Source organism: Nostoc sp. WHI, from assembly GCF_015714725.1.
GTDB lineage: Bacteria > Cyanobacteriota > Cyanobacteriia > Cyanobacteriales > Nostocaceae > Nostoc.
Genome location: NZ_WBKM01000146.1, coordinates 13085 through 26326 on the forward strand (window position 1 = coordinate 13085; position 13242 = coordinate 26326).

The window sequence follows — 13242 nt, forward strand, 5'->3', positions numbered from 1 at the left end:
ATGTCGAAGTCTTATTTTGATACAGATAATAACGGACAAAAAGCTTTTGAGTTACCGGGAGCAAGACCACACTACAACCCCGATCGCCCCGGACAGGTAGAGCATATTTTTCTCGATCTCAGCTTGGATATTCCAAAGCTTTGCTATCAGGGCAGTTGTAGCATTCGCCTCTTACCAATCCGTAATGGCATTGACCGATTGACTTTGGATGCTGTCAACCTGAATATCGAGTCTGTGCAGGTGGATGAAGTGCCACAAAATTTTGACTACGACGGGGAACAGCTTTCCATTCAACTTTCTGAGGCGACCGAGATTGGTAAAGGCTTGTTGATTGCGATCGCCTACTCGGTAACAAAACCACAACGCGGTATTTATTTTATTCAACCAGACAAGCACTACCCAAACAAGCCCACTCAAGTTTGGACTCAGGGCGAAGACGAAGACTCTCGCTTTTGGTTCCCCTGCTTTGACTATCCCGGACAACTGTCTACTTCGGAAATTCGCGTTCGTGTTCCCAACCCTCTGGTGGCTATTTCTAATGGCGAACTAATTAACACCACAGAAGATGGTGATTACAAAATCTACCATTGGTCACAGCAACAAGTTCATCCTACCTACTTAATGACTTTGGCAGTAGGTGACTTTGCGGAAGTTCGGGATGAGTGGAAGGGGAAACCAGTCACCTACTACGTAGAAAAAGGACGGGAGGAAGATGCTAAACGCAGCATGGGCAAAACTCCCCGGATGATCGAATTTTTGAGCCAAAAGTATGGCTATCCATATCCTTTCCCGAAATACGCTCAAGTTTGCGTCGATGACTTCATCTTTGGCGGCATGGAAAACACTTCCACAACTCTGTTAACCGATAGATGCTTGCTGGATGAACGCGCCGCCTTAGATAACCGTAATACTGAAAGTTTAGTCGTCCACGAACTCGCACACCAATGGTTTGGTGATTTGGTGGTAATTAAGCATTGGTCTCATGCTTGGATTAAGGAAGGAATGGCTTCCTATTCTGAAGTGATGTGGACAGAACAGGAATATAGTCTCCAAGAAGCAGCTTACTATCGTTTATTGGAAGCTCGTCGTTACATTAGTGAAGATAGCAGCCGCTACCGCCGGCCGATGGTAACGCACGTTTACCGAGAAGCTATTGAACTTTACGATCGCCACATCTACGAAAAAGGGTCTTGTGTTTATCACATGATTCGATCCCAATTAGGAGATGAATTATTTTGGCAGTCCATCCAAACATTTGTCCAAGATAATGCCCACAAAACCGTAGAAACAGTAGACTTACTCAGGGCGATTGAAAAGGCAACCGGACGTAATCTTTTGTTCCTCTTTGACCAATACGTTTATCGTGGCGGTCATCCCGATTTTAAAGTAGCTTACTCTTGGGATGGCGATGCTAATTTGGCAAAAATTACAGTAACTCAAACCCAAGCTGCTGAAGATAAAAATGGCAGCAAGGATTTGTTTGATTTAAAAATACCTATTGGTTTTGGCTATACGCAACAAGAAGTGAAGAGTGAGGAGTTAGGCGTTAGGAGTAATGGAAAACTCAGCACTCAGGACTCAGCACTCAAAACTTTCACCGTGCGGGTAAATGAACGTGAACAAAGTTTCTACTTTCCCTTAGAAAATAAGCCCCAATTTATTAGCTTTGATGTTGGAAATAATTACCTAAAAACAGTAGCTTTGGAATATCCAATACCAGAGTTAAAAGCACAGTTAGAATTTGATCCCGATCCGATCTCGCGCATTTATGCAGCCGAAGCTTTGGCGAAAAAAGGTGGGTTAGAAGCTACCATTGCACTTTCTGCGTCGCTAAAAAATGATTCATTGCGAGGTGTGCGTGTGGAAATGGCGAAACAACTAGCCCAAATTAATTTAGATCAAGCCTTTGAGGGCTTAGTTCTTGGGTTAAAAGATAAGAATGCTTATGTGCGACGATCTGTAGTGGAAGCACTTGCTCAAATCAAAACTGCTGAAAGCTATAAAGTTGTGAAAGGGCTGTTACAAAAAGGCGATCCCAGCTACTATGTGGAAGCAGCAGCTTCTCGTGTGATCGGAGCAATAGCATCTGCAAACTTGGAAGAAAAACCCAAGGAAGATAAAGTATTAAAGCTGCTGAAAGGCGTTTTAGAAGAAAAAGCGGGTTGGAATGAAGTCGTGCGGAGTGGTGCGATCGCTGGTTTAGCCGAATTCAAAACTTCGGAAGCAGCTTTAAATCTGCTGATCGAATACACCAAACTCGGTGTACCACAACCCCTACGTTTAGCCACAATTCGCGCTTTAGGAAAGATTTCTGTAGGTCAAAGCCCGGTTAATTTGGAACGGATTTTAGAAAAATTAACAGAACTAGCCAAAGAAACCTTCTTTTTAACGCAAGTGTCAGTAGCAGCATCATTAGGACAAATGGAAACACCCAAAGCAGTTGGGATTTTGCGATCGCTAGTTGACCAAACAGCCGATGGGCGTGTACGTCGCTATGCTGAAGAAGAAATTTCTAAGGTGCAAAAAAACATTGGTTCAGAAAAAAACCTGCGTCAATTGCGTGAAGATTTCGACCAACTCAAACAACAAAACCAGGAATTGAGAAGCCGTTTAGAAAACTTGGAGGCCAAATCTAAATAGCACGACATGATAATTAAAAGTAGCTAATTGGTAATTGGTAATTGTGGCAAAATCACTACCAATTACCAAGGTTTTAGTTAACGCTGTAATTTTTATCGTGGAGACATAGAATATTTTATTTTCCACTTAAATGCAAGGTATAAATAAACATAATACCAAGATCCCGGACTTCTCACAGCAGTCCGGGATCTTATTATTTAATTGACGTTGTACATATAGGTAAATATTTATACTTAACATAAAATATAGTTAAAAAAAGATAAAATCATCGAAAAGACAGGTAAGTAGTTGTAGTTATATAAAGTATAATTAAGAATAAAGATAAACAAATCTAGGCACTAAATATAGGCTCGAATCGCCTCGAACAGTATCCCAAAAGGGTAAAGTTCTAGTTGTTTTAGATAAAAGACTACCGTTATCCTGTAACTGCAACTAATTTGTGGGTCAGGAGACAAGCAATCAATGTAAATTTCCCAGTCGAAGAGGCAAATAAAGGCGTGGGTCAGTATCAACCTGCCGAGCTAAAACTTTATAATCCAGATGCGATCGCTCGCTACTATAGTTACCGTCCCTGGCTAGCCTGGGGGCGATTGCTGAGAATTATCTGGTCTTTTGCAGGATTTATACTCAGTCTCAAGTGGGACGAATGGCAAGATAAAGTTGAGCAGAACAAGGCTAAGAGAGCTATCCAGTTACGAGAACTGCTCACCCGCCTCGGCCCGACTTTCATTAAAGTTGGTCAAGCCCTTTCCACAAGACCAGACCTGATACGCAAAGATTTCTTACAAGAACTGGTGAAGTTGCAAGATCAGTTGCCAGCTTTCGATAATGCGATCGCTTACCAAATTATTGAAACTGAACTAGATAGTCCCATCCACGAAAATTTTAGTGAGCTATCACCTAACCCGGTAGCTGCTGCTAGCTTGGGTCAAGTATATCGTGGTCGTCTGATTAGTGGCGAAGAAGTAGCAGTAAAAGTTCAACGCCCCAACTTACGCCCGATTCTCACACGCGACCTCTACCTATTGCGGTGGGCGGCGAGTTGGGTAGCTCCTTGGTTACCCCTGAATCTCGGCCACGACCTAACTTTAATCGTGGACGAGTTTGGCACGAAATTATTTGAGGAAATCGACTATATTAATGAAGGCCGCAACGCCGAAAAATTTGCTAGCAACTTTCGCAACGACCCGCAAGTTAAAGTTCCAGGCATTTACTGGCGTTATACCAATACCCACGTTTTAACCCTAGAATGGATTGACGGCTTCAAGCTGACAGACACCAAACGCATCCGTGAAGCAGGTTTAGACCCAGAGACGATCATTCAAATTGGCGTTACCTCAGGATTGCAACAGCTTTTAGAACACGGCTTCTTTCATGCTGATCCCCATCCCGGCAATTTGTTTGCTGTACCTGATGGTCGTATGGCTTATATTGACTTCGGCATGATGGATCAGTTGGAGGAAACCACCAAAGAAACACTGGTAGATGCCCTAGTACATTTGGTGAATAAAGACTTCACCGACTTAGCCGAAGATTTTGTAAAATTAGGGTTTTTGACTCCAGACACCGATATTTGCCCGATTGTGCCAGCATTAGAAGCGGTGCTAGGAAACGCCATTGGTAAAAACGTCAAGAATTTTAACTTCAAAACTATTACCGATGAGTTCTCGGAACTGATGTATGAATATCCTTTTCGAGTGCCGGCAAAGTTTGCCTTGATTATTCGTTCCTTGGTGACTCAAGAAGGTATTGCCCTTAGCCTCAACCCAGATTTCAAAATTGTTGAAGTGGGTTATCCCTACATAGCACGGCAGTTGCTGACAGGAGAATCGCCCCAATTACGGCGACGATTATTGAATGTGTTATTCAAAGATGGTAAATTTCAGTGGCAGCGATTAGAAAATTTGATTGCGATCGCTCGTACTGATAGCAACTTTGATGTATTGCCCACAGCGCAGATGGGGTTCCAATATTTAATTTCGGAAGAAGGCAAGTTTCTCCGGCGACAACTAGTGCTTGCTATCACCGAGGATGACCGCCTCCACACCGAAGATATCCAACGTCTGTGGAACCTGGTTAAAGATGACTTAAAACCGGATCGTTTATTAAATATAGCGATCGGTATTTTGACAGAGTTATCCAGAGAAGGCGCAGCTGCTATCCTCCCAAGAGCTACATCCCTTACGCCTTTTGCTGAAAACTACTTAGCAAACAAAAACTAAAAAATCTTTAATATAAATCAGGAGTTTTAATGTACTATTTTCCTCTGCAACCGCCTTATTTTCTATTACTTGTTGGTTTTCTAATAGCATTAACATCTGGTTTAGCATTATCTGGTACTTTAAAAGTAATTATGCAGAAATGGCCAAGCGATCGCGCAGAAAATATTAAACCGCGTTCTTCACTGAAACAATTGTTAGTGCCATTTATCGGTATAACTGGCGGTACTTGTCTATTTCTCTCTTCAGGTTTAGAGATATTTGGCTTTCCTTCCTTCCTCGCTTTAGCAGTTGGTCTACCAATTAGTCTGTTTACTTGTTTATTAGTGTGGTTGCAGTTGGGAAGTATGATGATATTTATAGAACGCGAAGGGATGCAATCTCTAGATTTAGATTCTGATCCTATGGCATAGATTTAAAACAATATGGTTTAGTTTTTATTAACTAGACTGTATTCAAATCTAAGACACTTCACTAATATACAAATCAACCTAAATATTCACCAACAATGGTGAGTATTTATATACAATTAATCATGTCTTCAGACATCTTAAAACTTATATGGAATTTAGCAATCTAATAAAAATAAGTACTATTACAGTAGTCAGTACCCGCATTATATATGTGAATATAGTGTTTGATTGAAATCGGAAGAAGCTGTATAATTCTGCTGTATATAAGAGGATGTTTGAAAAGTCCTCTTGTCGGTATCAAAAGTTTTAGCTCCCTCTAAATCTCCCGATAAATTGGGAGACTTTGATTCCGGTTCCCCCCTTTTTAAGGGGGGTTAGGGGGGATCTATAAAGTGCTTAAAGTCACAGCAAAACACTTTTCAAACAACCTCTAAACGTATTTTTGATGTTAGTTTAAGTTAAATTCTATTTAAAAAATAGACCCTTATGAACCAAGAAAAATCAGAAGTTTGTTTTTGTACTTTAGCTTTGGGTAAAAGATATCGCTCTCATGCTTTCCTCTTAGCTCAAGATATTGAAAAACATTCTCCAGGAATGTACTTAATTGTCTTAACAGATAAACCACAAGAATTTAAAAAACATCCTAATGTTTTAGCATTTAAACATGAACAACAGAGCATTGGTTGTTACCACGATAAAAGGTTTGTAATTGCCAAAGCAATATCACTGTTTAATACTTGTATATTTGTCGATGCAGATATCAGAATATTAGATAAGTTACAACCAGATATAAAATGGCTTCCTGGCATAACAGCAAGAAGTTGTACCAGTATTGTTAAACACAATCAAGAATATATTAATTCCGTAAATGATGCTCATAAAGCAAATAGAATTAGAGATTTGGACATTCTAAGCAAGCTAGCACAAAAGCTGGAACTGGATTTAGAAGATACTAATATCCAGTTTGTGATGGAAATGTTATTTGTAGTTACAAGGCAAAATGGGGATGAAATCGAATTTCTCAAGCACTGGGAAACCATTGCACTTTACTGTGAGTTAAATGGTTTTTATGGTGCTGAGGGTTATGCAATCGGATTAGCTGCTGCTAAAGCTGGATTACCAGTTCGATGGGATGCTATGGAGGGTATTGTTTATTTCAAGGATTGGGTAGAATACCAGAAAATCAAAAAGGGACAAGCAAATCCAGATGAAACGCTGATATATTTTCAGCAGCACGAAGCGATTGAGTACCGCCAAAATTCAATTTTCCAAAAGCTCGTGCGTAAACTGAATAAATTTACTGGTTATTACTATCGTTCTTTATGTTTAAGACTTGCGACATTGAGTAACTTTAATTTTTATTACCGCTAATCAACAAATGCAAGGTATTTATGCTGTAAAATAATTACAGCATTTTTCATGTGGATGGAATACATTAATCTTGCCCCTTTCCCTTATTAAGTAGTCAGACAGAATTAATTACACAATGTCATTGCGAGCGTTAGCGGAGCGTCTCGTAGAGAAGCAATCGCAAGGGTTGGGATTGCTTCGATTCGCTTGCAATAACTGTAAACATTTTGGTTCTATTACTTATGGTGTATCGCACCACAACCAAAAAGTGGTATAAGTTGTACATCTGTTTTTTGAAACCTATTATTTTAACTAAAGATTAAAATAATGAAACTTAAAGTCTTTTTGATATGTACAGGTATGGGTCGCGTTATGCGGGGATATGAGTCTTTTGCTGAACAAGCATTTCAGGCACTATCAAAAGAACCTTCTCTAGATATAATCCTTTTTAAAGGTGGTGGAAAAGCAAAAGCAAAAGAAATTCCTTTGTGGAATTTGCCCCGTCATACCAGAACAGCCTGTAGGATAGCTAAGTACACTAAAACTAGTGCCTATTTAATAGAACAAATATCCTTTTTTTTCAGCCTCATACCACACATCCAAACCGATAAACCAGATGTAATTTACTTTAGTGATAATGATATTGGTAATCTCCTCGCACATTGGCGGCGTTTAACCAAACAAAGCTATAAATTACTCTTTCGTAATGGTGGCCCAGTCCGACCAAAGGCTCACATTTTTAATAACTGTGACCTCATACAACAAATTGCACCTCAACATCTTCAGAATTGTTTAAAAGCAGGGATATCTGCTCAAAAACAGACTTTAGTTACTTCTGGGGCGGAAATAGCTGCTGAATTACAAATACTTTTGCCTTCTGAAAAAGAGGCTTTAAGAAATAAACTAGGACTACCAGAGAAAACACCTTTAATTCTTTCAGTAGGTTATATCAGTAAAAGCCATAAGCGCATGGATTATTTAATTCGTGAAGTTGCTAGTTTACCTGAACCACGTCCTTACCTTTTGCTGCTAGGCCACCAGGATGGAAATTCACCCGAAATTATTGAACTGGGTAACAGCTTATTAGGTGCTGAAAATTTTCAAGTCAGAACTGTAGCCTCTCATGAAGTTGCAAATTACTACAAAATTGCAGATGCTTTCGTGTTAGCTTCCGTCAGTGAAGGATTAGGAAGGGTGTTTTTAGAGGCAATGTCATACGGCTTACCCTGTATGGTTCATGATTATGGCGTTACCCGTTACATCTTTGAAAATAAAGGGTATTTTGGCGATTTTACACACAAAGGAAGTTTGGCAGATTTAATTAGTCAAATACTATCTGAAAATGAAGATAAATCTAAATTTTATCAGCGTCATCACTTCATTTATGAGCGTTTTAGCTGGGATAAATTGCTGCCAAGCTATGTTAAGATGATTCGCATGTTAACTAATTGAACAAAAAAAACTTTTAAGTTAATTTTTGCTCAATTATTGAGTAATTTTATCCTTAAAATTGCGATACTTCAGCTTAATATTATTAGCTCTTTGGTTCAGAAAACTTTTAGTAGTATTTTGTAACCGTGTGAGCAGAGTGGGACGCTTAAAGCTTTGAGGTCTGTCTACTGGAGATTTTAAATACCGATAATACAAAAACAAGTCTCGGTAAGGAAAACTAACATCTTCACCAGTACAAAGTTTAGTAAAACTTGATGAACTTATGCTCATGTAGTGTAAGTATGTTAACCGCCGCCCTTGGTCGTATAAGATATTATCTACTACATCAAATTGAGAACTCCAGTGGTTACCAGTTGCTTGTTCCGAGTCATGGTAAGCAAAGTTATAATATGAGATACCACTTCTCAATACCATGTAGTTAAATAAAGATTGGTCAGGTGCTAAAAAAGCCATGACATCAGCTTCACCTGAGATTAATTTTTCGAGTAAGTCCGCTCTTATCGCTGGAGAAAAAATATTTTTCTTCGTGGCAAACCAACCAGCACAAAATACTTGAGCCTGCAATTTTTCTGAGTTAAAAATTTGCTGTATCTGCTCTGGAGAGCCATCGAAAATAAATTTTAATTCCGACTTATACTGAAAATCATTAACTACCCAATCATAGGTGTCTAATTTATCAAATACATAATCTATGGGCCCCATTAACAACGTATCTGCATCAAAATAAATAAATCTATCAAAAGGGCCATCCACAGCACAAAATTTGCGGTGCATAGGTAATTCATAGAGTTCTGGAAAGCCCCACTCTCGCCAAGTTTTTTGTGCTCTGGGATAATTTTTCCATATCTGGATGGCAAAGTTATCCCAGTAAGCTATGACATCAGAATCTTCAAATAAGGTAACATTATCTCTAGATGCAATCTCTACCTTTACTTTGTCTAGCCGTTCATTATATGGAAGTATACAAATAGGAATTTTCCTACCAGCATTAGCTTCTATACTATTAAGCAACGCAACTAGTTGGTCATAGACAACATCATTTGCTAGGATGTAAATGCCATCAATCATTGGGATACTCCTAATATTAAGTGCGGGCAACAACAAAAGGAAAGAAACGGCGAGTTAGTTTGGAGATGAAAGCAAATTTTCCTTCATGGAGATAGCGATAGTGTTCCCATAATTGCCAATAGGGACTACCAGTTTTCATCCGCGTACCAGCCCAGTGGAGATATTTTAGTCGTTGTCCTCGGTCATATAAAGCGTATTCTTGCTGTTGAAAATTTTGTGAACCTGCCCAACTACCAGGCCCTCCCCCAGGAATTTTGACGAGATTACCACGTTTAGAAATTAGTTTGAGAACAAGATAATTTAAAATTGGTTGGTCTGTAACTCCTTCCGAAAAATCGAAATATTCTCGATGGGCTGCACACTCGCGCAAAGCTTCATCCATCTGTTCTTCGGTAATAATTCCTTTTCTCGAAGCCCAAAAGCCACTGTTGAAAACGTCTTGAAGTTGAGCATCGGAAAAAATTTGCTGCTCTTTCACAAATGGGGAAAAGATATTTCGCAGTTTGTCATTGGCATGATGGTAATCACAACAGAAGAAATCGACTTCTGAAAGTTTGTCTAAATTGTCGGCGATTTTTTCAAAAACGACAATATCAGTATCAATATAAATAAACTCATCTAAAGGGCCAAACCACGCCACCAATTTACGCATTTTGTTGGGTAAGGCAAGGAAATCTTTATCAAAAATTTCTCCTATCCGTTTGGTAAATTTATCAATAAGTTCTAAATCTGGGAAAATTTGGACGTTGTGTAAAGTAGCGAGCTGCTCTGCCACCTTGTGATAATTCTCATTAAAAGGTATGAGATAAATAGTAACTTCTCGGTCATGGAAACGAATGCTATTGAGTAAGGCAATAGCATTATCAATAACACGGTCATTGGCAACAATATAAATTCCCCTACTCATACATTATCCTTGGTTAATTAACTTAAGTTTTCGCAAAGCTCTCGTAAGTAAGTTTGGTGTTAGAGCGTCATTATAACTCTTAGGAGGATTTTTAAAGACTGGACGCTTCTCTGGTTCTTTTAGGTAACGATAATAGAGAAATAAATCTCGATAGGGAAACTCAATATTTTCTCCAGCACAGACTGCTTGATTGATATTCGGAGGAATCCCAATGTAATGAAGGTAAGTTAGTCTATTCCCTTTGTCATAAAGAATTTTATCTTTTTCTTCAAAATGATCAGAAGTAACAGAATTACCTGTAGTTTGATGATTTGGTAAGTTATGGGCAAAGTTATAAACTGGTATGCCAGACCTCATAAACATATAGTTTAGAACTGGTTGGTCTCCTGTTGGATAGAGTATTTCCCTCTCCCCTGCTCTCAAATTAGCTAATAGCTGATTTAATTTGTCTGGTTCAAACAAGCCTTTTTTAGAAGCGTAAAATCCTGAACAAAATATTTCTGTTCTGATTCGATTTTCATCAAAAACTTGTAGTAGTTTAACCGAACTAATGTTATAAACTTTATCTGGATGTTTAAACTGGAAATCGTAGACAACACAGTTATATTCATCTAATTTCTGAAAAATCAAATCTAGTGAATTCATTACTAGAGTATCAGCATCCAAATAAACAAACCGATCAAAGGGTCCATCAAACGCACAAAATCGCCGATGACCACCATAAATTCTGTATTTATTTTTGTTCATACTAGCAGGACTGGCCTCTAGCATAAATTGATCCCAGCGATTGATTGATTCCTGATTATCGTAAAGAAATACATTAGGGCGGTTAGCTATTTCGTCAGCAATTCGCTGTGTCTGATCATCGAACGGATAGATACAAACAGGAGTTTCTGGACCCAAGATAACATCAATACTGTTGAGCAAAGCCACCAGTTGATCGAAAACATAATCATTGCCAAGGGTACAAATACCATTCATAATTTATAAGTGTTGATCAACAAAGTTTGACAACCAGTTAAGTAGGTTTAATTTGTGTAAAATGATTTGACGCGCTTCTGCGATCGCATCTTTAGCAGCATACCAAGCATCAGGTGTAGCTGTCACTTCTTTGATGTAGGCAATGCCTTTTTCATCTAAACTCGGCAATCTTAAAAAACTACCCGGTGGCAATAATTTATCAGCAGCCGGGCCACCATAGTAAATTGGTAGACACCAAGCAAGCAAACTATCCCAAAGTTTCTCGCTCACATACAAATTATTATCAGCATAATTTTCAATCGCCAGATTGTAATAGTATGGTGCCATGCCATACCATTTGTTACCCAGTTCTCCCGACTTTTTAGCCCATTCTGGTAAGTTACGCCCATATAAATCAAACTTAATGCCACTAGATTGTAGGGACTGCAAAAAGTCTAAACGCTGGCGATGGTTGACTGTACGGCTAATTCCAGAAGTAATCCAACTACATGGGGCAACTTTTTCGGGCGGTGGCATTTCATTTAAATCTTGAAATGAATTTGAATGATACCAAATCGCAGGCATATAGTCAGGAGTGGGAGCAAAATCATCTGGGCCAGAAACGTAGCCGCAATACTTTTGGGCTTGTTGGTAATTATAATTAGCTTTTTTTACAACTTCATCTAAAGGTGGTTCTCTTAGTAAATAAATAATCCGCTCTTTATTGACACCACGCAGTAGAGAATCAACATTGACTACTTTTTTTTGCGGCCGTTTGCGTAAGCTAGCTAACCAAGATTTTTGTGGTGATGCTTGGGGAAAATCAAATTGATACATCAGCAGAAAATCTGGTTTGTCTGCTAGTGCTTGCATTTGCATATTGCCCCAAACTCCAAATTGATTTGGGGTTTGTTGCCACAGCCAATCGGCTCTGGTTTCTAAACCTTGATAGCTGCTAATCATACCTACTGTTGTAATAGTCATTTTAGTTATTATTTATCATGAATTATTCCTATTTTCCTTACGCAATCAGTTGGGGCAACAAAGATTTATCAACATAACTAAGGATTTTTGCCGCTCGATTTTCCCAGGAAAATTGCTTGACAAATTCGATACTATCTGGATAACCTTCTATCTTTCTAGGATAAGTTTCTAAAACCCGCTTTAGACATTCGGCAAATTTGCTGGGGTTATCTGGCTCACACCAAGCTGCGATCGCTTGAGTATCTTGAAACTCAATTAATGATTGAATTTCCGTGGAAACAATAGGAGTTCCAGAGGCGAAGTAGTCAAACAGCTTTAAGGGAGATGTGAAAGTTGCCGCTTTTCCCGAACAATGAGGGTGAGCTAAAACATCGGCTGCTTGTAGCAAAGATGCTAACTCATTATGCAAAATATAGCCCAAAAATTTAATATTATGAACCTGTTTTTCTTTTACCAATTGCTGATAATATTCAACTTCTGTTGGCTTACCCCCTGCACAGGCAAATTGCACATTGGGCATTTCTTTAGCTACATCAATTAGGACATCAATACCTTTAAATTGCTGTAGCGCTCCTGCATAAACTACCAATTTTTGGCTTTCGTCTTGCAATAGTTTTTGACGCCATTTTGCCGCTTTTTCTGGTTGTCTCTGCATAAACAACTGATTAAAACCATTATGCAGCTTAATTAATTTTTCTGGTGGCATCCCATTTTTAATCATGCTTTCGCGGATTGTGTCTACAACTGTGACAACAATTTGCAACAACGGATTTGTAACAATTTCTGGCTCAAATGCCTTGTCTTCGTGGTGGTGGTGTTCGTAAATTGCGGGAACGCCATTTTTAATCGCAGCTTTTACAAAATTCCAGTTGCGACTGTGGACAAGTTTAGTAGTTGGAACTATATGAAATGGTAAATAATACTTGCTGGCAATGGTGTTAGAGTTGGTAAATTTGCTCGGAAAATGATCAATCGGCCAAGGCATCGGTAAAGGAGCAACTTTTAACTTGTCATGAAGGTTGTAATATTCAATAAGTTCTATTGGTGTTTTTCTCGGTTGAAAAGGACGAGCTAGATTAGCTATATTCATAGCTTTTGCTCCTTTTTCCGGGTATACCAAAACTGTTGAATATCCCAAGTTGGCGGCGGCGTTAGCTGCATTTGTAGACTGCACTAGGTGAGCCTCTGGCTGCGGTAGCTCTTCACCAATAAAGAAAATATAGTGTTTTTTTAAATTCGGATTTTTCAT

General features: G+C 38.9%; 10 protein-coding genes. 5 read left to right on the plus strand and 5 right to left on the minus strand.

What is annotated here, in order from left to right:
• From F8S12_RS15075 to F8S12_RS15095, 5 genes are all read left to right on the plus strand, one after another.
• Nucleotides 1–2640 carry a M1 family metallopeptidase gene (locus F8S12_RS15075; RefSeq protein WP_196516972.1) on the plus strand — a complete coding sequence of 880 codons (2640 nt, stop codon included), beginning with the start codon at nt 1–3 and terminating at the stop codon, nt 2638–2640.
• 497 nt (nt 2641–3137) lie between these two features.
• The gene (locus F8S12_RS15080) at nt 3138–4862 is read left to right on the plus strand and encodes an ABC1 kinase family protein (RefSeq protein ID WP_196516973.1); all 1725 of its coding nucleotides are present in this window, start codon (nt 3138–3140) and stop codon (nt 4860–4862) included.
• Nucleotides 4863–4891: 29 nt separating this feature from the next.
• Entirely contained in the window at nt 4892–5272 is a 381-nt protein-coding gene (locus F8S12_RS15085) for a hypothetical protein (RefSeq protein WP_196516974.1), read from the plus strand.
• Between the two features lie 486 nt (nt 5273–5758).
• Nucleotides 5759–6643: a hypothetical protein gene (locus tag F8S12_RS15090; protein ID WP_196516975.1), complete on the plus strand. Its 885-nt coding sequence runs from the start codon at nt 5759–5761 to the stop codon at nt 6641–6643.
• 306 nt (nt 6644–6949) lie between these two features.
• A complete protein-coding gene (locus F8S12_RS15095) occupies nt 6950–8074 on the plus strand; it encodes a glycosyltransferase family 4 protein (RefSeq protein WP_196516976.1) in 1125 nt (374 codons plus the stop codon).
• Nucleotides 8075–8107: 33 nt separating this feature from the next.
• On the opposite strand, the gene F8S12_RS15100 is transcribed toward F8S12_RS15095, so the two are convergent.
• From F8S12_RS15100 to F8S12_RS15120, 5 genes are read right to left on the minus strand one after another with little or no spacing between them, the layout of a single operon-like run.
• Entirely contained in the window at nt 8108–9142 is a 1035-nt protein-coding gene (locus F8S12_RS15100) for an Npun_R2821/Npun_R2822 family protein (protein WP_196516977.1), read from the minus strand.
• 16 nt (nt 9143–9158) lie between these two features.
• A complete protein-coding gene (locus F8S12_RS15105; RefSeq protein ID WP_196516978.1) occupies nt 9159–10049 on the minus strand; it encodes an Npun_R2821/Npun_R2822 family protein in 891 nt (296 codons plus the stop codon).
• A 3-nt stretch (nt 10050–10052) separates the two neighbouring features.
• Complete coding sequence (locus F8S12_RS15110; protein WP_196516979.1) at nt 10053–11030, minus strand: Npun_R2821/Npun_R2822 family protein; 978 nt, start codon at nt 11028–11030, stop codon at nt 10053–10055.
• Between the two features lie 3 nt (nt 11031–11033).
• Nucleotides 11034–11993 carry a glycosyltransferase family 10 domain-containing protein gene (locus F8S12_RS15115; RefSeq protein ID WP_196516980.1) on the minus strand — a complete coding sequence of 320 codons (960 nt, stop codon included), beginning with the start codon at nt 11991–11993 and terminating at the stop codon, nt 11034–11036.
• Between the two features lie 37 nt (nt 11994–12030).
• Nucleotides 12031–13242, minus strand: a complete 1212-nt coding sequence (locus tag F8S12_RS15120; RefSeq protein WP_196516981.1) for a glycosyltransferase — start codon at nt 13240–13242, stop codon at nt 12031–12033.